Below are 26117 nucleotides of genomic sequence, written 5' to 3'. Positions count from 1 at the left end.
CTCAGGCCACCTTGAACAAGTTGAAGAAGTTATGGGTTGTTACCGCAGCAATCTCAGCCACATCCGTTTCACGCAACCGGGCGATTTCCTCGGCAACATGCCGGACAAATGCGGGCTGATTAGTCTCACCCCGATGAGGAACAGGCGCAAGATAAGGAGAATCTGTCTCAATCAGCATCCTGTCTGCCGGTATTTTTCTTGCGACTTCTTTAATGATTGCCGCATTTTTGAAAGTCACAATTCCGGAAAATGAAATATAAAAATTCAGATCGAGCGCACGCTGCGCAATCTCCCAGGATTCGGTAAAACAGTGCATCACCCCGCCAATTTTATCTGCCCCCTCTTCTTCCATGATACGCAGCGTATCTTCTGCTGCTGCACGGGTATGGATAATCAGCGGTTTACCACATTGCCTGGCGGCACGAATGTGTCGTCGAAACCGCTCACGCTGCCATTCGAGGTCCCCCTGCAGCCGGAAATAATCCAGACCGGTTTCCCCCAGTGCAATTACCTTTGCATGATCTGCCAGCTCCACCAGCTGTTCGATCCCGGGCTCCGCCGTCTCTTCATAATCGGGATGCACGCCTACCGAAGCAAACAGATTCGGGTGCGACTCAGCCAGTGCGCGTACGCGCGGAAAATGTTCCAGATTGACACCAACGCATAAGGCATGGGTTACCTGGCTGGTTTGCATATTCGCCAGTAATTCATCCAGGCGGCTGGCGAGATCGGGAAAATCAAGGTGGCAATGGGAATCAACAAACATAGGATTTTTGAAGGCGGTTTCGATTCGGTTCAAGTGGTTTCTGCTCAGCTTCCTGCAACCTTGCCGGAAGCTATGGGTTTGAAAGCGGTCTTATCCACATCTGCCCAGCAGTTAGGTGTTTCAAACAGGCGTACATGTTCCAGCGCCAGCCGGCCTGTATATTCATTCAGAAACGTGTGATGCAATATGTCAAAAGCGATCAGGGCAAGGTTTTCAGCTGTAGGCTGCACGTCCAGCACGATCGTTTTATGCCCTTCCAGGGATTGCAGAAATTCCAGCACACGCGTATCGCCGGCGTAAACCAGAAAGGCATGATCCCACTGATCTATCAGGGCCTCTCTGATAACATGTTTGACCCGCGAGAAATCCATGACCATGCCTTGCTCCGGCGCCCCGGCATCGGTGATAATACCTCCCGAAATCGTGACTTCCAGCACATAGCGATGCCCGTGCAAATTGCGGCACTGGCTCTGATGTGTGGAAATACGATGTCCCGCATCAAACTCGAATTTTCGTGTAATCAACATTCCGGGAATTATAACATTGCCATCTTCTGCCGGACGATTAAGCCAGGATGATCACAGCCGCGACAGTGCCGGGCTGACCTACGTTTATCCGGTCATCTCTCGCCGTGCCGGCGGAGTTTCCATCGGAATTAATCTCAACCCCAACAATGCATGTAACTGGCGCTGCATTTACTGCCAGGTGCCTGATCTTAAGCGCGGGACTGCACCTGTTATTGATCTGGTCAAACTGGAACAGGAGCTGCGGGATTTTCTGCATGAGCTGGTATATGGAAACTTCATGCAGGAAAAAACCCCGCCTGAAGCCAGAGTGATCAGGGATATCGCCTTATCCGGCAATGGCGAGCCGACCAGTGCCCGTGAATTCGAACAGGTTGTTGAAATCATCGGTAAAGTAAAAGCTGATTTCCCCCTGCCGAAAGCACTCAAGCTGGTGCTAATCACTAACGGGAGCCTGATTAACCGGCTGTCTGTGCAAAAAGGATTACGCCTGATGACCAGGCTCAATGGAGAAATCTGGTTCAAGCTTGATAGCGTGACACAGGCCGGGCGGCTGCGTATCAATAACACGCAGGCAAGTCTGCAACGTATGCACAAAAACCTGAAAACAGCCGCATTTCTTTGCCCGACCTGGCTTCAGACCTGTGTATTCAAACTGAATGAAAGGCATCCCGACGCCAGTGAAACCGATGCCTATATCAGCTTTATCCGTACCCTCCTGCAAGAAGGAACTCATATCCAGGGAGTACTGCTTTACACCCTGGCGCGCTCTGCACTGCAACCCGAAGCTCCCGACCTTTCAAAGGCAGATCCAGACTGGATGGAAGCTTTTGCCGACAGAATCAGAGCGCTTGGAATCTCTGTAAAAACCACCACTTGAATTCAATAAAATCAGGGAAACAGCCGGTTTACTTTATCTGTTTGGCTGATTTTTTGAGATTCTTATACAGATCAGGATATTGCGCCTTCAACATCGCCGCGATGATAAGGTCATCCCGTTTTATCTTGGATAAATCGACGTGTTCAATATGAACCAGTCTCAATAATTCCCTAACCGATTTCGGCATTTCCCGTCCACTTTCATAGCGCGAACCTCCACTCTGAGTAACGCCGACCTTGCTCCAGAATTCCTGCTGATTTAATCCAAGCCTCTGACGAATTTCCCGTGGATTAGGTATATCCTTAAAAAGTTTCATATCCATTTTTTGTTTAATATCAATAATTTGAGATAACATCAATACAATGTTATATTTTTGTTATCGTCATAAAATGATTCAACTTAAGCTTGGGAATTCATTCATTAAGGGTATTTTCCACCTGCTTTTTTATCTTTCAGGCATAAACACCAGCCGGGATATTTGTTACACAGAGATAAAAACTGCCGGTACTGAACTAACGTCTCGGAAAGAATCAGCCTGAGAACAGAACAACACCAAACCGATGAATACAACCTGTTATGAGAGTGGAATAAGTGCGGAGAAGTTCGATGAAACTGAATTCATCATTTTGAGGAAAAAAATTTCAGACAGAATCAGCGATGTTCGCGATCCAGTTGCCCGGGCGGATCAATCTGCACGGTAACGTGATCTATCGCATAACGCTCTTTCAGCCAGGATGATACCAGCGAAGGCAGAGATAACGGGTCAACACCACGCGCAGGGCTGACATGAACCGTTGCCACAATCGATTCATCTGTCAGAACCCAGGCATGAAAATGCCCGGCTTCCCCGATTTCCGGCAACTGTGCCAGGCCGCTCTCCACTGCCCGGGCATCTACTCCTCTGGGCACAGCCTGCAGCAGTACATGTATTGAATCTTTAACCAGCTCCCAGGCCGAGCGGACAATCAGCAAAGCGACCAGCACCGACAGAATCGGATCAAGAATCATCCAGCCGGTGAACATAATGCCAACTGCGGCCGCAATAGCACCTGCTGACCCGAACAGATCCCCGATCACATGCAGCAAAGCACCACGCAGATTACTATCCCCCCGGTTACCGGACCATAAAATCCAGGCTCCGGCGAGATTCACAACAAGACCAGCCACAGCCACTATCAGCATGGGTCCGGCCAGGATTTCTGCCGGCGTGTGGATCCGATCAATAGCCTCCCGGATAATCCAGACTACCAGTAACAGCAGCATTACACCGTTTGCCAGTGCAGCCAGCACACGAATACGATGAAACCCGTAAGTTCTCGTACCATCAGCCGGCCGTTTACCCATCCGGTAAGCAATCAGTGCCAGCAAGAGTGCGGCAGCATCAGAAGCCATGTGCCCCGAATCAGCAATCAGCGCCAATGATCCGGATAGCCATCCGCCAATTACCTGTATCAGCGCATAACTGGCGGTAAGAAAAAAAACGAAGCGAATGCGGCGCTCGTTATCTTCTGTAAGAACCAGTTTATGATTGTGGTCCTCATGACCGACCCCGGTATGAGTATGGTTCTGGTGAGGCTGTGGAGTGGACATGAGCTGCCCTTTAATTTCTGCTCTTGTTCAATAAGCAGCATCGGAAACAGTATCAGAAGCAGCAACCGGCAGAAACGGCTGAAACCGGCGCAAGCGCAAGGCATTGCCAAGCACGAACACGCTCGACATCGCCATGGCGCCTGCTGCGAAAACCGGTGACAGGAGCAAACCCCAGGCCGGGTACAATGCACCTGCCGCCAATGGAATCAGCGCTGAATTATAGGTGAATGCCCAGAACAGATTCTGGCGGATGTTGGTGATGGTTGCTTTTGATAACGCTATGGCATTTGGCACCCCCTGCAGGTTACCGGACATCAGCACCACATCGGCAGATTCCACCGCCACATCAGTACCAGTCCCGATCGCCAGCCCCACATCCGCCTCAGCCAAAGCCGGTGCATCGTTAATACCATCACCAACGAAAGCAATCTGCCCGTAAGCTTCCTTCAGGCGGCGCACTGCTTCAATTTTGCCTTCCGGCAGCACCTCGGCCACCACTTCGTCGATACCCAGCTGTCTGGCAATCGCCTGTGCAGTACGTATGTTGTCACCGGTAATCATTGCCACCTTGAGACCCAACTGATGCAGTGCCGCAATCGCCGCCGGTGTGCTGGATTTGATCGGATCCGCCACCGCCATAACAGCTGCCGGATGGCCGCCAATCGCTGCATATAACGGTGATTTACCCTCATTCCCCAGCCGATCGGCTACGCTGGAAAAAGCTTCGATATCCATTCCCAGTTCACGCAGATAGCGATCAGCACCAATCTCCACACTGACGCCCTCTACAGTAGCGTGCACACCCATACCGGTAATGGATTCAAATTCATCCAGTGCCGGTAACGCAATCCCCTCCCGCACGGCTGCATCGACAATGGCACGGGCAATCGGATGTTCCGAGCGCGATTCCACTGCTGCAATCTGTGCCAGTACCTGATTTCGATCAAACCCGGCAGCAACTTCAAAATCAGTAAGCACCGGACGACCTTCAGTCAGGGTTCCGGTTTTATCCACTGCCACCACCCGGGCATCCCTGAGCAGTTGCAACGCTTCACCCTTGCGAAACAGGATACCCATCTCGGCACCACGACCAATACCCACCATGATGGAAGTCGGCGTAGCCAGGCCCATCGCACAAGGGCAGGCAATAATGAGTACCGCCACCGCATTGACCAGCGCAAATGTCAGTGCCGGTGCCGGGCCGAATATCAGCCAGACGGCGAAAGTGATCACCGCTGCCAGCATAACGGCCGGCACAAACCACAGCGTTACTTTATCCACCATTGCCTGAATCGGCAGCTTGGAACCCTGTGCCTGTTCTACCAGACGAATGATCTGTGCCAGCATGGTCTGTCCGCCCACGGCAGTTGCACGCAGCGTAAATGCCCCCCGCTGATTGACGGTCCCTCCTACCACTTCACTGCCAGCCGTCTTTTCAACAGGAACAGGCTCACCGGTAATCATGGACTCATCCACGAAACTGCGGCCCTCCACCACATCACCATCTACCGGCACACGCTCACCCGGCCGCACCTCAACCACATCACCCAAAGCCACTTCACCAGCCGGGATATCAACCATACTGCCATCGCGCAGCACATGTGCCACCCTGGCCTGCAAATGAATTAACCGTTTGACCGCCTCTGAAGTTCGCCCCCTGGCACGTGCTTCAAGGAAGCGGCCCAGCAGGATCAGCGCGACGATAACAGCCGCCGCTTCGTAATAAACGTTTACCGTACCGGCAGGCAACAGCCCGGGCGCGAAGGTGGCAACCACCGAATAGCTGAATGCGGCGAGCGTACCGACCGCCACCAGTGAATTCATATCCGGTGCCAGATGCAGCAATGCCGGGAAACCTTTTGTATAAAAACGCCGCCCCGGAAAAATCAGTACCAGTGCAGTCAATACGCATTGCAGATACCAGCTCTGCCGCATACCGACAGTGGTCATCACCCATTCATGCATACCCGGGATCAGGTGTGAACCCATTTCAATCACAAAAACAGGCAATACCAGCACACAGGCAATGATCAGATCACGCTTGAGCTCAGCACGCTCGGCATCCTTCTTCACGGAAAAACTATCATCAGCCTGCGCTACCGTATCAATCACCCGGGCTTCAAAACCTGCATTCTCAACAGCACTGACCAATACATCGGTACCGGCCACACCCAGTACCGTGGCACGTTCTGCAGCCAGATTCACTGTCGCATCCGTGACACCGGGTATCGCCTTGAGTGCACGTTCAAGCCGTGCCACACACGAAGCACAGGTCATACCTTCCACGGCCAGCTCAACGGTAGCTGCAGGTACATCGAACCCCACGTTCTCGATTGCCTTAACCAGCGCCAGGCGATCCACCGGACCAGTCATACGGATATCCGCACGTTCAGTCGCCAGATTAACCGACACGCCACTCACCCCTTCGACTTTAGCCAGCGCCGCCTCCACCCGACCCACACAGCTCGCACACGTCATACCCTCAACAGGCAGACTGATAGTCGTATCTGTTGCACAAACGTCAGTGTTGTTTGATGTATTCATCTTCTGCTTTCCAGAGAATAATTTTCATTTGAATCAATCCCTTCCTTTATATACAGAAGGAATCTGCCATCAAACCAGAATAATACCGGCCAGCGGTGGCAGGGTAACAATGATGGAATCCGCCTGGCCGGACCACGGCTGCCCGGTTGGAATACAATCCCCGGAATTACCGGTATTGCTGCCACCGTAGTAGGCTGAATCACTGTTAAATACCTCACGGTAGGATTTCGATTCCGGTACACCCATCCGGTAACCGCTGCGTGGCACCGGGGTAAAATTCAGGATCACCAGCATGCATGATCCGTCTCTGGCACGTCGCTGATAGCTGATAACGGATTGTTCTGCGTCGTGACAATCCAGCCAGGAAAATCCTTCCGCAAAAAAATCCTGTTCGTGCAGCGCCGGTGTATTCAGGTAGAGATGATTCAGATCCCGCATCAATGCCTGAATGCCACGATGCGGTTCACGTTCCAGCAGGTACCAGTCAAGCTCATGATTTACCCGCCATTCGCGCCCCTGAGCAAATTCATTACCCATGAAATTGATTTTCTTGCCCGGGCAGGTCATCTGATAAGTAAACAGCAGGCGCAAACCGGCAAATTTCTGCCAGCCGTCACCTGGCATTTTGTCCAGCAGGGATTTTTTGCCATGCACCACTTCATCATGCGACAGTGGCAGCACGAAGTTTTCACTATAGGCATAGAGCTGGTTGAATGTCAGTTCATTGTGGTGATAGCGTCGATGCACCGGATCCAGCTGCATGTAACGCAGCGTATCGTTCATCCACCCCATGTTCCATTTCATGGAAAAACCCAGCCCGCCCAGATAAACCGGGCGCGACACCGCCGGCCAGGAAGTGGATTCCTCAGCAATGGTTAGTGCACCAGGAAATTCACCATGCACCATCATGTTCAGCTCACGCAGGAAATCAATGGCATCAAGATTTTCCCGTCCGCCAAAACGGTTGGGTAACCACTCCCCTTCCTTGCGCGAATAATCAAGGTAAAGCATGGAAGCCACCGCGTCCACACGCAACCCGTCAATATGAAAAACGGACAGCCAGAAATGTGCACTGGAAAGCAGAAAGGATTTCACCTCATTGCGCCCGTAATTGAAGATATACGTTCCCCAGTCATGGTGGTAACCCAGGCGCGGATCCTCGTGTTCATATAAAGCCGTGCCGTCAAACCGCGCCAGCGAAAAACTGTCCTGCGGGAAATGCGCCGGAACCCAGTCGAGAATCACACCGATTCCGGCCTGATGACATCTGTCCACAAAGCTCATGAAAGCTTCCGGACTGCCATAACGACTGGTTGCTGCGAAATAGCCGGTTGCCTGATACCCCCACGATTCATCCAGCGGGTGCTCGGATACCGGCAGCAGCTCAACATGGGAATATCCCATCTCCCGCAGATAAGGAAGCAAATGATCGGCAAGTTCATAATAAGAATAGAATCTGCCATCCGGATGACGTTTCCATGAACCCGCGTGCAGCTCATAAATATTAAGGGGAGCGTGCAGCCAGTCCCAATTCTCACGCCGAGCCATCCAGTCAGCATCATTCCAGCTGTATTTCTGTTCGGAAGGAATCAATGACGCATTATTGGGGCGCAGCTCATACCGGGTTGCATAAGGATCTGTCTTGAGCACTATCTCACCACTGATCCGGTTCCGGATTTCATATTTGTACACCGCCCCCTCGGGCAAATCCGGAATAAACAATTCCCACACACCACTCTGGTCATGTACCGTCATGGGGTATACCCTGCCATCCCAGCGGTTGAAATCTCCAACGACACTGACACGCTCGGCATTGGGTGCCCACACAGCAAAACGTATACCGGTAACGCCATGATTTCTGGCCCGCTGAGCCCCCAGCATACGGTAAGCCTGTAGCAGGCGACCCTCATTAAACAAATACAGATCGTGCCCGGAAATCTGTATGGGGAACGCATAGGGATCATGGCGCTCCTCGATCTTCCCGGTTTCTGCATGCTCCATGCGCAGCAGATAAGGATGTGCGACACCTTCGCCCATCCATTCAAAAATTCCATCTTCATGTACACACCGCATTGGCTGAAAACCTGACGGGGTATGCAGCCACACACGCGCCATACGGGGCTGAAACACTCTGACCAGCCTGCCATTCGGGACAGCGTGCATCCCCAGATAGGAACAGGGACGATGCAGCCTGGCTGCCAGCAGCAATGACTGTGCAGAATCGTCCGTTAAACCGGCTGATGAGAAAGGCTGGGATTTCATTGGCATGGACTCGTTATCCCCTGTCGCTATCACTTGCGTGGCGGCTGGCAATGGTTATTCGGATCAAGTAAGATGAACAAAGAGTATGCGGTTTTTTACAACACTGCAAATCAGCGAGGCGATCATGAAAGTTCAGCAAGCCGTTCAAATGGATGATAATCCACGCTTTGTCAGCACACTTACCCGCAACACACTCGCTCTGATCCTGGCTGGTGGTCGCGGAACACGCCTCAAGAATCTGACAGACTGGCGTGCCAAACCGGCCGTTCCATTCGGCGGCAAGTTTCGTATTATTGATTTCACACTATCCAACTGTGTCAATTCAGGCGTTCGCCGCATCGGTGTCGTTACCCAGTACAAGGCACAAAGCCTGATACGCCATATCCAGCGCGGCTGGAGTTTTCTCGACGGCCGGTTCAAGGAATTCATCGAACTGTTGCCCGCCCAGCAGCGCACGGAAGACGAAACCTGGTATCAGGGCACGGCTGACGCTGTCTTTCAGAATCTTGACATCATCCATACACACAATCCCGGCTACGTACTGATTCTTGGCGGCGATCACATTTACAAAATGGACTATGGCCGGATACTGGCCGAGCATGTTGAAAAACAGGCGGATCTGACGATTGCCTGCCTGGAAGTACCGGTTGCAGATGCCAGCGCATTCGGTGTTATGGCGGTAGACGATGACTGGCGTATTACCAGTTTTGCCGAAAAACCCGGTCACCCCGCCGCGATTCCCGGAAAACCCGGTCATTCACTGGCCAGCATGGGTATTTATGTCTTCAATGCAAAGTTCCTGTATGAGCAGCTGATCCTGGATCACGATATGGAGCAGTCCTCGCATGATTTCGGGAAAGATGTCATTCCCCGCCTGGTAGAAGGGAATGCCCGTGTATATGCTCACCGCTTCCAGAATAGTTGCGTCAATATGGCTTCCGGTGTGCCCTACTGGCGTGATGTCGGCACAGTGGACGCCTATTGGGAAGCAAACATTGACCTCACCACCGTCACACCTGATCTGAATTTATACGATGAAGACTGGCCGATCTGGACTTACCAGGAACAGCTCCCCCCTGCCAAATTTGTCTTTGATGACGATAACCGGCGCGGCCGTGCGCTGGATTCACTGGTATCCGGCGGGTGCATCATCAGCGGCGCAACGGTACGCCGCTCCCTGTTATTCTCCGATGTACAGGTGCGCGGCTACAGTACGATTGAAGACTCCGTTATCCTGCCTAATGTCACTATCAGCCAGCATGTTCATCTCCAGCGGGTCGTGGTGGAAAAAGATTGCGAGATCCCCGAAGGGCTTCAGGTCGGTTTTAATTCTGAAGAAGACAAAAAGCATTTTTACGTCACGCCAGACGGCATTACACTGATCACCCCGGAAATGCTGAAACAGCGCATTCACTATATCCGTTAAATTTCCCGAGCCGGCCGCAAAGCCGGCCTGATTCTTATCCACTTCCTGTATATAAACTGATTTACGATGGACAGCCGTTCTTCCAGACTTGACCTTGTATTACTGTGGCACATGCATCAGCCGGACTATCGCGACTATAACACCGGAGAATTCATGCTGCCGTGGGTTTATCTGCACGCCATCAAAGACTATACCGACATGGCGCATCATCTTGAGAAACACCCTGCTATCCGGCTGGTGGTGAATTTTGTTCCTGTTCTGCTGGATCAGCTGGAGGATTACACCGATCAGTTCACTTCCGGCACGATTCGCGATCCCTTGTTGCGCCTGCTTGCGGCACCGGATCTGGATCAGATTTCTCCCAATGAACGTCTGCATATCCTGAACAGCTGTTTTCTGAGCAACCATGACACCATGCTCAGGCCCTACCCGCCTTATCAGCAGCTGCGTGAGCTGTACGATCACCAGCAGAAAACAGGTGACCGGGAATTAATGTATGTTTCCGGCCAATACCTGGCTGATCTGCTGGTGTGGTATCACCTCGTCTGGATGGGTGAAAGCGTGCGACGGGAACATGAATGTATCGTCCATCTCATGTCACAAGGCAAACTGTTCAGCCATGGCGACCGGATCCTGCTGTTCAATCTCATCGGTGAGCTTATTCGCAACATCATCCCGCGCTACCGCAAGCTGGCTGAATCCGGCCAGATCGAGCTTTCCACCACGCCACACTATCATCCGCTTGCGCCTCTGCTGATCGACTTCACCTCTGCCCGGGACAGCCTGCCTGAAATTACCCTGCCTGCCCATTCCGCCTACCCGGGCGGGCGCAATCGAGTAGCATCTCACCTGCAATCCGCCATTGACAGCCATAACAACCGCTTTGGCAGCAGCCCTGCCGGCATCTGGCCTGCTGAGGGAGCTGTCTCAGAGCCGCTACTTGATATCCTGATTGAACACGGCCGCCAATGGTGCGCCAGTGGTGAGGCTGTTCTGGCCAACAGCCTGCGTAAATCCCATCCCGATCAACCGTTACCTGCCCGCAACGAATACCTTTACCGCCCATACCGGTTTAAATCCGGGGACAACAGCATCCTGTGCTTCTACCGGGATGAACAGTTATCCGACCTAATCGGGTTCGAATACGCCAAATGGTACGGGCACGATGCCGCCGCCAACCTTATCCAGCGGCTCGAACGTATCCACAGCGAAACAGCCGGCAACCCGGCACCGATTGTCAGCGTCATTCTGGATGGCGAAAATGCCTGGGAATCGTACCCCTACAATGGCTATTACTTTCTCAATGATCTGTATGCCATGCTGGAAGCCAATCCCAATATCCGTACAACAACCTACAGCGACTATATCGCCGGGTTGCACGACAATAAAATTGAGGTAACACACCTTCCAGCCCTGGCAGCAGGAAGCTGGGTATATGGCAATTTTTCCACCTGGATTGGTGATCACGACAAAAATCTCGCCTGGGAATTATTGTGTGCCGCCAAACAAAGTTACGACCTCGTCATGCAAAGCACCCGCCTGACGGATCAAAAAAAGGCAGCAGCAGAGCGGCAGCTTGCTTCCTGTGAAAGCTCAGACTGGTTCTGGTGGTTTGGTGACTACAACGCGCCCCGTTCAGTAGAGCGTTTTGATCTCGCTTTCCGCAAAAACTTGGTGAACCTCTACCATCTTCTGGAAATCCCTGACCCGATCACCCTCCTTGAACCTATCAGCCGGGGAGGAATCTCTGCAGGAGAAAGCGGTGCGATGCGACACGCTTCCTCCTGATTCCGGCACATAAAATCCGGCACGAGCAATACAAACCGCTGATAACTCCCTAACTTGCAGGATATTCCGATGACCTCATCCATATCACTTCTTTTTGGTGTCCATGCCCACCAGCCAATTGGCAATTTCCCGGAGGTTATCACTGATGCACATGAGCGCTGTTATAAGCCGTTCCTGCACACCCTGTACCGCTATCCGGAATTTCGTTTTGCTGTCCATTTCTCCGGCTGGCTGCTGGATTTCCTGTTTGAGCACTACCCGCACGATATGGCACTGCTGCGCGAAATGGTCAAACGCGGCCAGATCGAGCTGTTTGGTGCAGGAGATACCGAGCCGGTACTGGCAGTGATTCCCGAACGGGATCGTATCGGCCAGCTCAAGACCTTCTCCGACAAACTCAAAAAAAAGCTGGGGCAACAGCCACAAGGCGCCTGGCTGACCGAACGTGTCTGGGAATCAACAGTCACTCCGGCACTGGCAAATTGTGGTATCCGCTATGTCATCGTGGACGATTATCATTTTATTTGTGCCGGCAAACACAAAACAGAGCTCAATGGTTTTTTCACCACGGAAGAAGATCACCACACACTGGATCTTTTCCCTATCTCGGAAGCCCTGCGTTACCGACTGCCGTTTTCTCCTGCACAGGAAGCTATCGCCTATATTGAATCACTGGCTGATCAGGCCGCTCCCGGCCATCAGCCTGCCGCAGTTTATTTTGATGACATCGAGAAATTTGGTATCTGGCCGGAAACTTATCAATGGGTTTACGAACAGGGCTGGCTAGAGCAGTTCATACAGGGAGTGCTGGCCTCTCCCTGTATCCGGCTGCAACACTACCGGGATTACCACGCCAGCGAAAAAACCCGTGGCGTTATCTATCTCCCCACCACTTCTTATGTTGAGATGAACGAGTGGACGCTACCCGCCGAACCTGCCCATACCTACGCCGATCTTGTCCAGCAGGCCAAATCCGCCGGGGTGTATGAACAAAACAAATCTTTCCTGCGCGGCGGTATCTGGAAAAACTTTTTCTCGCGCTATCCCGAATCCAACTGGATGCACAAACGCATGCTTAATCTTTCCGCACGCTACGCACAGTTACCGGCCAGACAGCGCACAGGCGCCATGCGGCAATGCCTGTACGCCTCCCAGGCCAATGATGCCTACTGGCACGGACTGTTCGGCGGGCTGTATCTTCCCCACCTGCGACGTGCTGTCTATAACAACCTGATTGAGCTGGAAGCGCTGCTTGACCAGCACACTCCCCGTACCCCTCAATATCAGGAAGATATTGACCTGGATGGTATCGAAGAAATCCACCTGCAAAATGGAAGCGTGCAGGCGATTCTTAAACTGGACGGCAGTGCCAGCATCTGCGAACTGGATACTTATCCGCTCAGGCACAATTTTGCTGATACCCTTGCCCGCCAGACAGAACACTACTATCGGAAAATCCGGCTGAATTCACAGGAAAATTCAGCACAGTATCAATCCGGAATTGCTTCCGCACATGACCGGGTCAGCTTCAAGCATGAAATCAGCCCGGCCGATCTGCAACCGGATCCACATCCGCAATACCTGTTTATCGATCACCTGAATGGCGAAACATTGCACTACCAGCTGCAACCTGTAACCCGTGAGAATGAAATCATTTTCCGGGCGGAAACGGCTTCCGGGTCACTCAGCAAATATTTCCGGATTTCCGGCAGTCAGCTGCAGGTAACGTACGAATGTACAGGTAAACCGGACGGAGACCTGCAAACCGAAATCAACCTGGCCATGCCCAGCTGCGATGGCCCGGGCGGGCGTTATATCAGGAATCACACCGTGCTATCCGGCTTCGGGCAACGCATCGAACTGGCTGATCTGACTGCACTCACACTGGAAGACGATACCCTGGGTGGCAGGCTGGTGCTTAAAATTAAATCGCCGGCCAACCTTCACGCCCGCCCGCATTTCACCGTTTCACAATCGGAGGGTGGATTCGAAAAAATCATGCAGGCAGTCAAACTGACACTCACCTGGCCGGCAACCGGCTGCAAGCAGCAAATCACTCTGCAATTTGACAAAAAGACAGATCACCACAGCAGCAACTCGGATTAACCGGACAACACCGGCAGGGCAATATATGACGACAGAATCCCGGCGGCTTGAACAGTGCAATGAAGGCGGTGTCCCCTGGAAAAAATGGGGGCCTTATTTAAGCGAACGGCAATGGGGTACCGTGCGGGAGGATTACAGCGACAGCGGGGATGCCTGGAATTATTTTCCACACTACCAGTCGGGTGCACGTGCCTACCGCTGGGGGGAGGACGGGCTGGCCGGCATCAGTGATGATCGCCAGCTGCTCTGTTTTGCGCTGGCATTGTGGAACGGACACGATCCTGTACTGAAAGAACGTCTGTTCGGTCTGACCAATCAGCAGGGCAATCACAGTGAAGATGTCAAGGAATACTATTTCTATCTGGATGCCACTCCCACTCACAGTTATCTGAAATACCTCTACAAATATCCGCAGGCCGCTTATCCCTACGAAGATCTGGTCACCACCAGCGGGCAACGCTCCCGGCTGGAACCGGAATATGAGCTGCTGGATACCGGCATCTTTAATGAGAACCGGTATTTCGATATTTTTGTGGAATATGCCAAGGCTGATACGGAAGATCTGCTGATCCGCATCACTGCTGTTAACCGGGGCCCTGAAACTGCCAGTTTACGGCTGTTGCCCACCCTCTGGTTTCGTAATACCTGGTCGTGGGAATCCGGTACAGCAAAGCCGCAACTGTCCCAGGAAAAAAATCCGGGCAACTACCGGGTAATCCGCGCCGAACATGAAGTACTGGGTGAATACCAGCTATTCTGTGCGGACAACCCGCCTTTGTTGTTTTGTGAGAATGAAACCAACGCCTGGCGGCTGTTTCACAGCAACAACACCGGCCTCTATACCAAGGATGGCATCAACAACCATATCGTCTCCGGTCAGGCAGATGCCGTCAATCCCGCCTGTCACGGCACCCGGGCGGCAGCGGATTATGCATTGAGTATTCCTCCTGGAAACAGCAGCGAAATCCGCTTGCGCCTGTGTCGTGCTGAATCCGTCAGTGCAGACACTATCTTTACTGATTTTGATCAGCTCATTGATCAGAGAAAAAAAGAAGCTGATGATTTTTATGCCACCCTGTCCGGTAACAAACTCGGCAGGGAACAGCAGCGCATTCTGCGGCAGGCACTGGCTGGCATGATATGGTCCAAGCAGTATTACGAATTCGACGTAAAACGCTGGCTGGATGAGCATCATCAGCAAAGTATACGCGACACCGGCTGGGAACATATGCAATGCAGGGACATTATTTCCATGCCGGACAAATGGGAATATCCGTGGTTTGCCGTCTGGGATACCGCTTTCCACACCCTGCCGCTGGCCATTATTGATCCCGCCTTTGCCAAACAGCAGCTCAGTCTGTTTCTGGAAAATCGCTATCAGCACCCGAACGGGCAGATTCCGGCTTACGAATGGAATTTCTGTGATGTGAATCCACCCGTACATGCCTGGGCGGTTTATATGGTTTACCAGGTCTGCCAGGATTATCACGACCAGAATGATCTGGCATTTCTGAAATCTGCCTTTGCCAGTCTGGAAAAAAATTTCTGCTGGTGGGAAGCCCACCGGGAGCCGGATAAAAATGTGTATGAAGGCGGATTCCTGGGACTGGACAATATCGGCGTATTTGACCGCAGTACCCCGCTGCCCACCGGCGGCCACATTGAACAGTCAGATGCCACTGCCTGGATGACCCTGTTCTCGCAGAATATGCTGCAAATCGCGCTGGAGCTGAGCTTCCATGAACCGGATTATGAACAGAGGGTGCTGTCCTATCTGAACCGTTTCATGTCAACCGCCGCCGCCATGCAGGATGTCAGCGATGAGCACCGCGATATGTGGGATGATGAAGATGGTTTTTTCTATAACGTGTTGCGCTTTCCGGATGGCCGCTCAACCCGTATCAAGGTACGCTCCCTCGTCGGTCTGCTGCCGCTGTGTGCCGTAACTGTCATTGAAAAAACCACACTGGATAAACTGCCGCAGGTGGCAAAACTGTTTGAAGATCTGGTTCGGCGCCGGGATTACCTGACTCGCCATCTGTTCTGCCCGATCAGGCCCGGTGTTGAAGGTCGCCGTCTGCTGGCTGTTCTGGATGAGGACAAACTGCGCCGGATACTGGCAAGAATGCTCGATGAACAGGAATTTCTGAGTCCTCACGGCATCCGCTCACTTTCCAGATATCACCTGGAACATCCCTACGAATTTTACTGGAACGGACAAACATTCACCGCGGATTATCAGCCGGGGGAATCCACCACCAATATGTTTGGCGGCAATTCCAACTGGCGCGGCCCGGTCTGGGTACCTGTCAATCTCCTGATTATCCGTGCACTGCTCACGCTGTACGCCTATTACGGCGATAATTTCCGGATTGAATGTCCGACCCGATCAGGCAAGCAATGCAACCTGTTCCAGATCGCCAAAATGATTTCCGCACGACTGCTGCATATCTTCCTGCCGGATGAGTACGGCAGGCGCCCCGTTTTTGGCAGTACAGAAAAATTTCAGACCGATCCCCACTGGCGGGATTATCTGCTGTTCTACGAATATTTCCACGGTGAAAACGGCTCCGGACTGGGTGCCAGCCACCAGACCGGCTGGACAGGCGCGCTGGCCGCCCTGCTCAGTATATTCGGCTCTCTGGAACAGGAAGAACTGACCGAACTGGGCATGCAGGAAATCCCCGCCATTCTGGCAGGAAATAACGGCCCTCTGCAAATATAGCCGTTACCTGAAAAACAAACCATGGCCTGAATTCGATTATGCCTGCAAAGCCAGGCTGGCAACATAAAATAGCTAATAGCTTCCCGGAAACCTCTCTATCCGCATTAAAATAATACGTCCCCCACATAACGTGGCATTCAGCCAATCAATCGGAGTTTCAAACATGTCATTTACCGAATTCCGCACCCAGTACCTGGTGCGTTTCTGGTCACCTATCCCGGCTTTACTGTCACTGGGAGTTGCTTCATCCTGTTACTTTGCGATTACTGGTACTTTCTGGGCGGTAACTGGTGAATTCACCCGCTGGGGAGGACATATTGCCGCATGGCTTGGTTTTGCTCCGCAACAGTGGAGCTATTTCCAGCTGATCGGCCTGAAAGATTCACCACTCGAGCGTATTGATGGCGTTATGATCATTGGCATGTTTGCCGGTGCACTATGTGCTGCACTGTGGGCCAATAATGTGCAGCTGCGCTGGCCGACCAGCCGGCGCCGGCTGGTGCAGGGGCTGATCGGCGGCATCATTGCCGGTTTTGGTGCGCGCCTGGCGATGGGGTGCAATCTGGCGGCTTTCTTCACCGGTATCCCGATGTTTTCACTCCATGCCTGGGCTTTCATGCTGGCTACGGTCACCGGAGCATGGATCGGTGTAAAACTCTGCCTGCTGCCGCTCCTGCGTACCCCGCTGCGGCTGGATACTGTACCCAGCACGCTGTTTGCTGACACGGCCGCTCTGGCCCGGCGTGCTCGCCTGCAAAATCGCTTCGGTTTACTGATTGCTGTATTGATACTCGGCTTTGCTGCCTCACGCTTTGAAGTTTCACTGGTGTTGGGTCTGGCAGTATTGTTTGGTGTATGCTTCGGCGCGGTAATCGAGCGCGGACAAGTCTGCTTTACCAGCGCTGTGCGTGATCTGTGGACCACCGGACGCACCCGCATCGCTTACGGTATCCTGTTGGGCATGGCGGTAGCCTGTCTCGGCAATTTCGGTGCAATCGCGCTGGGTGCCACACCCAAAATCTTCTGGATGGGCCCCAATGCCGTGATTGGCGGACTGCTGTTCGGTATCGGCATCGTACTGGCCGGTGGCTGTGAAACCGGCTGGATGTATCGGGCAATGGAGGGACAGGTCCATTTCTGGGTAGTCGGCATCGGCAACGTCATTGGCGGCACCCTGGTCGCCCTCTTCTGGGATGAGCTGGGTGGTGTACTGGCCCTGCCCTACCCGAAAATCAACCTGCTGGAACAGCTGGGAACAGGCGCCGGTCTGCTGGCCAGTCTGATCGGGCTGGCACTGGCAGCCGGGCTGGTTTACCTGAATGCCCGACGCCATAACCAGCGCCATACTGCCGCAGCCAGTCTTCAGGAAAACCTTGCTCAATGAGCCGGAAACCTGATCTGTCACTGGATTTACGCGGGGAACATTGCCCCTACAATGCCGTTGCCACGCTGGAAGCCCTGGCTGGCATGGCACCCGGACAGATACTGGAAGTCATTACCGACTGTGCCCAATCCGTAAACGGCATCCCCGAAGACACTCGCGCCAAAGGTTACAACTGCCTGACAGTCGAGCAGCACGGCCCGCTGTTCCGTTTTGTTATTCGCGTGCCCGGCTGATTACATTCGAAAATGACTGATCAGACTGATGTATCAGAAGTACGAAGAAGTATGAGAACGCTGATATTTCTCTACCGCCTGCATCACCAGCGAATAAACCGCAGGTACCACTACCAGCGTTAACAATGTCGATGAAATCATGCCACCAATCACTGCGATGGAAAGCGGGCGGTTGGTTTCAGCACCGGCACCCAGCCCCATCGCTGCCGGTAACAGTGCAAGGATAACGGTCAATGATGTCATCAGCACCGGTCTCAACCGAACCGGGCAGGCTTCCCTCAGTGCAGCATCCACAGATTTGCCCTGCTCACGCAGCTGGTTGGTCAGATCAATCAGCAGGATCGAATTTTTAGCCACCAGGCCAATCAGCAGTACCAGGCCGATCATGGAAAATATGTTAAGTGAATTGCCCGTCAGCCATAAGGCAAAAATACCGCCTATGATTGCCAGCGGCTGCGCGACCATAACGATAAGCGGTTGCAGAAAAGAGTTAAACTGACTGGCCAGCACCATGTACAGCAGAACTAGCGCCAGGATAAAAATAAACAGCGTATTTGACATGGTTTTAGCCAGCTCTTCCGCCTGACCGGTCATCTTCACCGCGTAGCCGGCCGGCAGAAATTCAGCAGCCTGCTGAAATACCATATCGGCAGCTTTGCCCAGCGGCAGTGTCGGGTTGGCATAGAACATTGCCGCATATTGCAGATCAAATCGCCCAATCACGGCTGCACCGAGGCTGTCGTGGAAACTGGCAACCGTATCCAGCCTGACCAGTTCATTCCCGGCACTTCGCAAATAAATTTTCTTCAGATCTTCAATCTGGCTGAACCGATTTTCTTTACCTTTAATCCTGATTTCATAACGCTGACCATCTCCCGGTTCATCACTGAACCTCGCCACATCCACCCCACCGGTAAACATATTGATTGCCGTAGCGACATCTGCGGCTGAAATACCAAGACTGGCCGCGCGCGTCCGATCCAGATTCATCACCAGCTGTGGCAAGTCAAGATCAAGATCCAGATCTATTTTACCCATTCCCGGTATTTCACCGAGCCGCCGCTGCATCTCACCGGATAAACGCCCCACTTCCTGCAGATTGGGGCCGGTCAGGTTGAACTGTAATTTTTCAGAACGCTGACCACGCACAATCGCAACCGGGGCAGGAAATGCCTGCACTCCCGGAATTCTGTCAAAACGTTCTCTCAGCTTGGAAATTAATGCTTTCTGGGTCATGGTTCGATCCTGGCGATCAAACAGACGAACACTGACAAATCCTCTGTTTACCTGGCCATCCTGCCCGGCTCCAATAATGGAAAGGTAGGTGGCCACTTCAGACGGGTAGGAAGCCAGCACACCTTCAATCAGCCGCATGCGCGAATCGGTATAGTCAATACTTGAACCCAGCGGAGTCCTGAAATTAACCGTGAATACCCCTTCATCCGCTTCCGGAGCGAGCTCCTTCTCCACTTTGCCGAAGAAAAAGCCGCTGCTCAACACCGCAACGACTGTAATCAGTACAACCTTCCAGCGGTGAGTGATCGAATAATCAAGCAGCGAGGTGTACAGCTGATCCATACGGTTGAACCAGTCAGCCATCCGGTAATAAAGGCGGCCATGTTGTTGTTCAACACGCAGATAACGTGAGCACAGCATGGGGGTCAGCGTAAGCGAAACCAGCAGGGAAATCATCACACCAAACGTCACAACCACTGCAAATGATTTGAAAAATTTGCCGATGATGCCATCCATGAAAATCACCGGCGCAAAAATACAGACAAGCGACAGCGTGGCTGCAATTACCGCAAACACGACTTCATGACTGCCTCTGACCGAGGCCGCTGCCGCATCAACCTTACCATTTCCCGCCTGATCCCGGCTCATGTGCCGAAAAATGCTTTCCAGCACAACAATAGCGTCATCCACCACCACCCCGATCAGCAGCAGCAGCGCAAGCAGTGTCATAGTATTGAAGGTAAACCCCGAGAAATACATCACGGCGACGGCTCCCATCAGGGATACCGGAATGGCAGTGGCAATGATTAACGTGGAACGTACTGAGCGCAGGAACAGCCATACGATCAATGCGGCCAGCAATGTGCCTTCCACCAGATGTTCCTGCAGCGAATTTACCAGTTCCCTGATAAAAATAGCGTCACTGGTGGAAACACTGATGCGCATACCGGGCGGTAAACCCGGGACAATATCTTCTTTCAGCTTGCGCTCGACTTTCTCGATAATGGCTACTGTATTGGCATTCGAAACCTTGACAATGCCTATTCCCAGCGAAGGCTCTCCCTTGAAGCGTGCCACCTGACGATAATCGGCCAGATCATCCGCGACCTCCGCTATTTCTTTCAGCCGGATTGGGGCGCCATTACGATACGTTACGATCAGATTGCTGATATCCCTGATATTGTGGAATTCCAGATCGAGCTTGATCAGCTTTTCGGTATTCTTCCCTATGAGAAAACCACCCGGTAACTGAATATGTTCACGCCGGAAAGCATTGATGACGTCACTTGCGACCAGGTTGTAGGAGGCCAGGCGTTCGGGCAGGATATTAATTCGTATGGTACGATCACGCCGCCCGCCAAGACGGACTTCACCGACGCCATCAATCGTCTCCAGCTTCTTCTTGATAACGTTAAAGCCGAACAGATTGAGCTGCTGCAGTGTGCGATCCCCCTGCAGCGACAGCCACATTACCGGCTGCGCATTGGTTTCAATTTTACGCACGATCGGTGGATCAGCATCGTCCGGCAATCGCCGCAGAATCTGGCTGATATTCGACTGTACCTCGTTGTAGGCAACATCAATGTTCTTATCCAGACTGAATGTAATGGTGGTAACTGAAACACTGGGTGAAGAACTGGATTGCACATGTTCAATACCGGGGATGGTATTGATGGCAGTCTCGATAATGCTGGTAATACTGGCATCAACAATATCGGGATTGGCTCCAATCAGCGTTGTTGTCACCGAAATCATGGGGAATTCGATATACGGCCAGCGATCCATGCCAATGCGCTGATAACTGATTATCCCCAGCAATACCAGCAACCCGGAAACCATCCACGCCAGCACATGGCGCTTGATTGACAACTCGGGCAGTGTCATGAATCCGCCTTTCCTGATGCTTCTTTCTGTACCGAGATTTTAGCGCCATCGGTCAGGAAAGCGGCGCCATCCAGCACCACCTGTTCACCCGCCTGAATACCTTCAATAATTTCGACCATGCCATCCTGCCTCAGGCCGGTATGCACGATTCTCTGATGAACCTGTGCCTGATCCTGACTGACCGCATAAACCACTTCACCCGCTGGCCTCAGTACCACACTTTGTTCCGGTACCACGACCACATCCTTGCGTACATCCAGCACAATCACACCACTGACGCTGGCTCCCGCATGCCAGCCAGGCTGATTTTCCACATCGGCCAGTACATCTATTGCCCGGTTACCCGCGCCGATCGCCGGTTTCAATTCTCTGATGTGAGAAACGATTTCAACATCAGAAGTCGGTGAGCTCAACCGTACTTCCAGACCGGGTTTGATATGCGAGGCAATACTCTCAGGAAATGGGAGATGCGCGCGCAGCCGCTGGTTACTGATGATCTGGAACAGCGGATCACCCACCTTGACATAATCCCCTTCGGAAACTACCCGGGATTCAACAGTTCCATCCATAGGGGAAAGCAAACGTGTTTTGGATTGATTGTGCTCGATAGTCGCCAAACGGGATTTAGCCCCCTCCAGCTGACGGTGTAAAGCAATTTCCTGGGTTTTAACATCATCCAGCACAATTTGTGAAATAAAATTGCGTTCAACCAGCCTGGCATTGCGTTCGACCAAACGCTTCTGATTGTTCAATAAAGCCTCCAGCCGGGAAACTTCACTAACCGCCTCTCTTCGCTGCAGCTGATAATCGACCGGATTCAGCAAGGCGATTTCCTGCCCTTTTTTCACATGCTGCCCCTGACGCACCTGCACTTTAAGTACACGCCCGGAAACTTCAGCCGCAATGGTCGGATCCATCAAACCTTCGAGCGATCCAACCGTTTCCTCACGCACTTCCATCGAAGCCTGTTTAGCAGTAATTACGCTGACTGAAGGCGGGTTGACGACTTTTGCCACCTCTTCCTGTTTGCCGCAAGCAGAAAGCAGTACCAGAGCAACATACAGCAGTTTTTCTGTTCCATTCAACATTACTGTTAACACCCTCCTTACAACGCAGATGAGTAAACTGGCAATCAGAAGCCCCTCTCTATGACAGGGGTAAAGGATTGGATTGGGGATAGTACCAAAATATGCCTTCCATCTGCCTGGAAAGAAAAGCATATTCAGGCCGGTGTGCTGTAATATGCGGAATGCAAAGTCAGACTATCGTATCGTAAAAGCAGGAAAGTAAAGCTGCGCCGGATACAAACAGGTCGGTGAGGGTTGTCAGCAAGTGACCGCCATAGGGGGACGGCACACCCGGCGCGGGCTTTATTACTATTGTGGGATTTTTACTGCGAAGATCTTTACCAAATGCTGTTTGTGCAGGATATTTCTACCCCCGTCAGCCCCGGAAGAGAACTAACAGGGGTATTCGGATAAAGTATTGGATAACAAAAAACAGTGCTTCCAGCTTCTTAGTACACCTCAGATACCACCTGCTGCAAAACGAGCTGATATTACGATCAATGACCCCAGCACTGCCATAATAAACACAACAGCAACCATCATCTTTCTAAAAGTTTCGGTATCACTGCCCTTTACTACTTCACCCATTTTCTCACTCCTTTCTTTATATTAACCCGAAGAAAATCATGCTCCTGATTGGCATCTGTTTTATTGATCCACGTCAATAAAATGCAGCTTTACTGTCGCAACCACCCGGTTGATCTGGTTTTTGTGCAGCAGACAGGGCAAACAAGATCTCTGCTCGTATCAGATACCTGCCCAGATACGGGCAAATGCAATTACAGGGGAGAAAACAGACTGAAGTCGATCAGTCGCTCAAAAATGAATGGGTAAAGAGAGATCAGGAAAAGGGAAAAGCCGAGAATCAATATGAGCTCAATTTTCCTGTTTAATTTTATTCTTGGTTAAGGCAGTAAACAGGGCTGGAACAGTCTTTTTTTCCTGTCGATATGCAAGGAACAGCGATTGAGTTTCCGCTTGTCTGGCTGCAGCCGGTGAAGCCGGATTAGACTGCGGAACGTAAGGTTGGGTAAAAATAGGGTCGCTATGTTTTGATATACCTCCTCTGCGCGAATCGGCATATCTGTGCGACGCAGGCAGCTTCCTGCCTTTCTCATTTTCGGTATTCTCCGCTGGTTTACTGTCATGGCGAGAATTACCGGATGCCATCCGGTTTTTCCGGTCCGGCAGATTGCGTAAAGATTGCTCTGCTTCAAAACCGGTAACCGGCTCTACCTCCAGTTTAGTATTCAACAGTTTCTCAATATTGGCCAGCAGCTCTTTTTCATGTTCGCTGACCAGAGAAATTGCTTTTCCTTTACTGCCTGCCCGACCGGTACGCCCGATACGATGGACATAATCCTCCGGATTACCGGGTAATTCGTAATTAACAACATGAGACAGTTTTTCAATATCAATCCCGCGGGCTGCAACATCAGTCGCAACCAATATCTGTATTTCACCATTCTTGAATTCAGCAAGCGCTTGTGTCCGCTGCTGCTGATTTTTATCACCGTGAATGGCTGCCGCCGAAATCTCATTACGAGTCAGCATTTGTGCCAACTGGGAAGATCCATGCTTTGTTTTGACAAAGACAAGCGCCTGCTTCAAATTTTGCTGACGAATCAGGTGAAGCAGCAGGGCAAACTTATTACCCGGATTTACCCGGTGAACAATATGTGAAATAGATTCATTCACCGTATTTCGTGCTGCAGCTTCAATCCGGATCGGCTGTTTCAGCAGGCTGTCAGCAAGCTTTCTGATTTCACTCGAGAACGTGGCTGAAAACATCAGGCTTTGTCGCTGCTGGGGCAATAATGCCATTACACGTCTGATATCCGGTAAAAAACCCATATCCAGCATGCGATCTGCCTCATCCAGCACCAAAACTTCGGTCTTCGAAAAATTAACCGCCTTTTGTTCAACCAGATCCAGCAGACGACCGGGAGTGGCTACCAATATCTCCACCCCTGTTTGCAATACCGCAATCTGGGGTTCAATACTAATTCCACCAAAAACGACCGCTGATCTCAGTGCAAGATATTTTCCGTATTTTTTGACGCTTTCATCGATCTGCATGGCCAGTTCGCGGGTTGGTGCCATAATCAATGCGCGAACTGGGTGCCTGGCAGGAGACATACTTGTACTGGCATGTGCCTGCAGGCGGTAAAGCAAAGGAAGGGTGAAACCGGCTGTCTTGCCGGTGCCTGTTTGTGCACTGGCCATCACATCCCTGCCAGCCAGAATTGAGGGAATAACCTGTGCCTGGATTGGTGTGGGATTTACATAGCCCTCATCACTGACGGCGCGAAGAATTTCGCTGGACAGACCCAGCTGGTCAAACATTATCTCGCTGCTCATAGCCTATGTTTGCACCTGCAAGAAATACACAGTATCGAATCGGTTTGAAGTATTTCCATAACAGGGTAATGAATTAAGTTAATAAGTGTAAGTATAAGCTTAACCCCTGCCGGTTTGGGCTCACTCAAAAAATACCCCTGCTCACACGCTGCAACCTGGAAATATCGCTCATTTTTTACTCAAAATCACTTTAAGATTAATTCCGCCATTTTTGAACCATTTGACCAGGCCGCTCACTCTGCCAAGAGCACTCAGAAAAATCGGAGCGCCACTAATGGCAACAGCATCCACCAGACAATACCAGGCGGATACCCCACTAGGCGGGTTGCCTTGTGTCAATTCAAATATCGGTTCAAGCGCAGCCCACCGCCAGGTACCGGCTGCGGTACCAATCAGTTCCAGCCAGGTGGTAATAAAGAATGCCGCCAGATATACCATCGGCGACCTGCCTTTGAACAGATAGATCAGGAACACCACATAAAGCAGGGCCCCCACCTGATCACCATGCTCGGATAATCCGCTAACCCCCCATGCTGACCAGAACCCGCACACAATCATCACAAACGCTGCAATTTTCCGGGCGTGCTGGAGAAAAAAACCTGATCGAGCCAGTGCTACAGCAGTCAGATAAACCATACCGTGGCCCGGGGGTACGTACAGCGGTACATTCTCCATACGGTAGGTATACCCCCCCATATAAATGGATGCAAAATGCTCACCGGCTGTTGCAAAAGCGACAGCAATCACAACCTGCATTCTTATTTCCCGGTTTTCACCACGAAGCAATAGAATCAGGAAAATCCAGGCAATGACACCCAGCATATTTTGTAACAATAAGGTTCCATGTGCATCAATCACGAGGCTAACCGCAACACAAAAAAAGGTAAATGCCGCGATGAAATAATCACGCTTCCTGTGTATCGGATTTTCGATTGTTTCCGGAAATCTACGAAACATGTTTAACCTATTTTGAAAATAAAAAAACCGCCTTATCTGACGGTTGAAAACAGTGACCTGCTTGTTTCATTTACCAGCCGAGAACAAGCCCTGATAGCAATGTTTAAAATATAAACACTTGTTGCCTGCTGATCTATCCGGATTATTTCTGAGATATCCATAGATAATTAAAGCTGCTGGCCTGAATCTATTCTGAAAGGGCCATCACAGCCCCCTCAGAACAAACAAATACAATCACACCACCAAAAAATGATTACTCTTTTCCTTTTTTGGCAGGTTTGGCACTGGCCTGGAATTCATCATGGAATTTGAATTTCGGTTCGCCTTCAAATACACCTTCCAGTTTGTAGTGTTCGTGCATGGCTTTGGTGTTCTTGACCATCT

Annotated in this window: 18 protein-coding genes and 1 pseudogene; 7 read left to right on the top strand and 12 right to left on the bottom strand. The window is 51.7% G+C overall.

What is annotated here, in order from left to right; translation table 11 throughout:
* Position 1 precedes the first annotated feature (1 nt).
* Complete coding sequence (locus tag IT527_RS05105) at positions 2–766, bottom strand: TatD family hydrolase (RefSeq protein ID WP_292967563.1); 765 nt, start codon at positions 764–766, stop codon at positions 2–4.
* Positions 767–810: 44 nt separating this feature from the next.
* Entirely contained in the window at positions 811–1293 is a 483-nt protein-coding gene (queD, locus tag IT527_RS05100; protein ID WP_292967332.1) for a 6-carboxytetrahydropterin synthase QueD, read from the bottom strand.
* Positions 1294–1309: 16 nt separating this feature from the next.
* Between queD and IT527_RS05095 the strand changes: the two genes are divergently transcribed.
* Positions 1310–2170, top strand: coding sequence for a radical SAM protein (locus IT527_RS05095; RefSeq protein ID WP_292967330.1), 861 nt, complete (start codon positions 1310–1312; stop codon positions 2168–2170).
* Between the two features lie 28 nt (positions 2171–2198).
* On the opposite strand, the gene IT527_RS05090 is transcribed toward IT527_RS05095, so the two are convergent.
* From IT527_RS05090 to glgB, 4 genes are all read right to left on the bottom strand, one after another.
* Positions 2199–2486: a helix-turn-helix domain-containing protein gene (locus tag IT527_RS05090; RefSeq protein ID WP_292967328.1), complete on the bottom strand. Its 288-nt coding sequence runs from the start codon at positions 2484–2486 to the stop codon at positions 2199–2201.
* 335 nt (positions 2487–2821) lie between these two features.
* Entirely contained in the window at positions 2822–3760 is a 939-nt protein-coding gene (locus IT527_RS05085; RefSeq protein WP_292967326.1) for a cation diffusion facilitator family transporter, read from the bottom strand.
* Positions 3761–3787: 27 nt separating this feature from the next.
* Positions 3788–6304 (bottom strand): heavy metal translocating P-type ATPase, encoded by a 2517-nt coding sequence (locus IT527_RS05080; RefSeq protein WP_292967324.1) that lies wholly within the window; start codon positions 6302–6304, stop codon positions 3788–3790.
* A 69-nt stretch (positions 6305–6373) separates the two neighbouring features.
* The gene (gene glgB, locus IT527_RS05075) at positions 6374–8566 is read right to left on the bottom strand and encodes a 1,4-alpha-glucan branching protein GlgB (RefSeq protein ID WP_292967561.1); all 2193 of its coding nucleotides are present in this window, start codon (positions 8564–8566) and stop codon (positions 6374–6376) included.
* A 124-nt stretch (positions 8567–8690) separates the two neighbouring features.
* On the opposite strand from glgB, the gene glgC reads away from it, so the two are divergent.
* From glgC to yedF, 6 genes are all read left to right on the top strand, one after another.
* Positions 8691–9992: a glucose-1-phosphate adenylyltransferase gene (glgC, locus tag IT527_RS05070; RefSeq protein ID WP_292967559.1), complete on the top strand. Its 1302-nt coding sequence runs from the start codon at positions 8691–8693 to the stop codon at positions 9990–9992.
* 66 nt (positions 9993–10058) lie between these two features.
* The gene (locus IT527_RS05065; RefSeq protein WP_292967322.1) at positions 10059–11780 is read left to right on the top strand and encodes a glycoside hydrolase family 57 protein; all 1722 of its coding nucleotides are present in this window, start codon (positions 10059–10061) and stop codon (positions 11778–11780) included.
* A gap of 69 nt (positions 11781–11849) precedes the next feature.
* On the top strand, positions 11850–13886 hold the full coding sequence (locus tag IT527_RS05060; RefSeq protein WP_292967320.1) for an alpha-amylase/4-alpha-glucanotransferase domain-containing protein: 2037 nt from the start codon (positions 11850–11852) through the stop codon (positions 13884–13886).
* A gap of 25 nt (positions 13887–13911) precedes the next feature.
* The gene (locus IT527_RS05055; protein WP_292967318.1) at positions 13912–16611 is read left to right on the top strand and encodes a glucosidase; all 2700 of its coding nucleotides are present in this window, start codon (positions 13912–13914) and stop codon (positions 16609–16611) included.
* 163 nt (positions 16612–16774) lie between these two features.
* Entirely contained in the window at positions 16775–17995 is a 1221-nt protein-coding gene (yedE, locus tag IT527_RS05050; RefSeq protein ID WP_292967316.1) for a selenium metabolism membrane protein YedE/FdhT, read from the top strand.
* Positions 17992–18228: a sulfurtransferase-like selenium metabolism protein YedF gene (gene yedF, locus IT527_RS05045; RefSeq protein ID WP_292967314.1), complete on the top strand. Its 237-nt coding sequence runs from the start codon at positions 17992–17994 to the stop codon at positions 18226–18228. The genes yedE and yedF overlap by 4 nt, the downstream gene beginning before the upstream one ends.
* A gap of 33 nt (positions 18229–18261) precedes the next feature.
* Here yedF and IT527_RS05040 read toward each other — a convergent pair whose 3' ends face one another.
* The 6 genes and pseudogenes from IT527_RS05040 to IT527_RS05015 form a co-directional block, all read right to left on the bottom strand.
* The gene (locus tag IT527_RS05040; RefSeq protein ID WP_292967312.1) at positions 18262–21348 is read right to left on the bottom strand and encodes an efflux RND transporter permease subunit; all 3087 of its coding nucleotides are present in this window, start codon (positions 21346–21348) and stop codon (positions 18262–18264) included.
* On the bottom strand, positions 21345–22436 hold the full coding sequence (locus IT527_RS05035; protein WP_292967310.1) for an efflux RND transporter periplasmic adaptor subunit: 1092 nt from the start codon (positions 22434–22436) through the stop codon (positions 21345–21347). Before IT527_RS05035 ends, IT527_RS05040 begins: the two co-directional genes overlap by 4 nt.
* Positions 22437–22874: 438 nt before the next feature.
* Positions 22875–23003, bottom strand: a complete 129-nt coding sequence (locus tag IT527_RS05030) for a hypothetical protein (RefSeq protein WP_292967308.1) — start codon at positions 23001–23003, stop codon at positions 22875–22877.
* A gap of 288 nt (positions 23004–23291) precedes the next feature.
* Positions 23292–24776 carry a DEAD/DEAH box helicase gene (locus tag IT527_RS05025; RefSeq protein ID WP_292967306.1) on the bottom strand — a complete coding sequence of 495 codons (1485 nt, stop codon included), beginning with the start codon at positions 24774–24776 and terminating at the stop codon, positions 23292–23294.
* 168 nt (positions 24777–24944) lie between these two features.
* Positions 24945–25733: a hypothetical protein gene (locus IT527_RS05020; RefSeq protein WP_292967304.1), complete on the bottom strand. Its 789-nt coding sequence runs from the start codon at positions 25731–25733 to the stop codon at positions 24945–24947.
* A gap of 253 nt (positions 25734–25986) precedes the next feature.
* Positions 25987–26117: pseudogene (locus tag IT527_RS05015) on the bottom strand (cytochrome C554); the annotation flags it as partial.

The organism is Nitrosomonas sp. (assembly GCF_020852615.1).
GTDB lineage: Bacteria > Pseudomonadota > Gammaproteobacteria > Burkholderiales > Nitrosomonadaceae > Nitrosomonas.
This window is presented reverse-complemented; position numbering and strand designations above follow the sequence as displayed.

Bases quoted from the DNA above. Each gene is read 5' to 3' on its own strand.
- IT527_RS05035 (WP_292967310.1), bottom strand. From the start codon at position 22,436: ATGTTGAATGGAACAGAAAAACTGCTGTATGTTGCTCTGGTACTGCTT.
- IT527_RS05055 (WP_292967318.1), top strand. From the start codon at position 13,912: ATGACGACAGAATCCCGGCGGCTTGAACAGTGCAATGAAGGCGGTGTC.
- queD (WP_292967332.1), bottom strand. From the start codon at position 1,293: ATGTTGATTACACGAAAATTCGAGTTTGATGCGGGACATCGTATTTCC.
- IT527_RS05085 (WP_292967326.1), bottom strand. From the start codon at position 3,760: ATGTCCACTCCACAGCCTCACCAGAACCATACTCATACCGGGGTCGGT.
- IT527_RS05025 (WP_292967306.1), bottom strand. From the start codon at position 24,776: ATGAGCAGCGAGATAATGTTTGACCAGCTGGGTCTGTCCAGCGAAATT.
- IT527_RS05105 (WP_292967563.1), bottom strand. From the start codon at position 766: ATGTTTGTTGATTCCCATTGCCACCTTGATTTTCCCGATCTCGCCAGC.
- IT527_RS05080 (WP_292967324.1), bottom strand. From the start codon at position 6,304: ATGAATACATCAAACAACACTGACGTTTGTGCAACAGATACGACTATC.
- yedE (WP_292967316.1), top strand. From the start codon at position 16,775: ATGTCATTTACCGAATTCCGCACCCAGTACCTGGTGCGTTTCTGGTCA.
- IT527_RS05040 (WP_292967312.1), bottom strand. From the start codon at position 21,348: ATGACACTGCCCGAGTTGTCAATCAAGCGCCATGTGCTGGCGTGGATG.
- yedF (WP_292967314.1), top strand. From the start codon at position 17,992: ATGAGCCGGAAACCTGATCTGTCACTGGATTTACGCGGGGAACATTGC.
- IT527_RS05030 (WP_292967308.1), bottom strand. From the start codon at position 23,003: ATGGGTGAAGTAGTAAAGGGCAGTGATACCGAAACTTTTAGAAAGATG.
- glgC (WP_292967559.1), top strand. From the start codon at position 8,691: ATGAAAGTTCAGCAAGCCGTTCAAATGGATGATAATCCACGCTTTGTC.
- IT527_RS05090 (WP_292967328.1), bottom strand. From the start codon at position 2,486: ATGAAACTTTTTAAGGATATACCTAATCCACGGGAAATTCGTCAGAGG.
- IT527_RS05060 (WP_292967320.1), top strand. From the start codon at position 11,850: ATGACCTCATCCATATCACTTCTTTTTGGTGTCCATGCCCACCAGCCA.
- IT527_RS05020 (WP_292967304.1), bottom strand. From the start codon at position 25,733: ATGTTTCGTAGATTTCCGGAAACAATCGAAAATCCGATACACAGGAAG.
- IT527_RS05065 (WP_292967322.1), top strand. From the start codon at position 10,059: ATGGACAGCCGTTCTTCCAGACTTGACCTTGTATTACTGTGGCACATG.
- glgB (WP_292967561.1), bottom strand. From the start codon at position 8,566: ATGAAATCCCAGCCTTTCTCATCAGCCGGTTTAACGGACGATTCTGCA.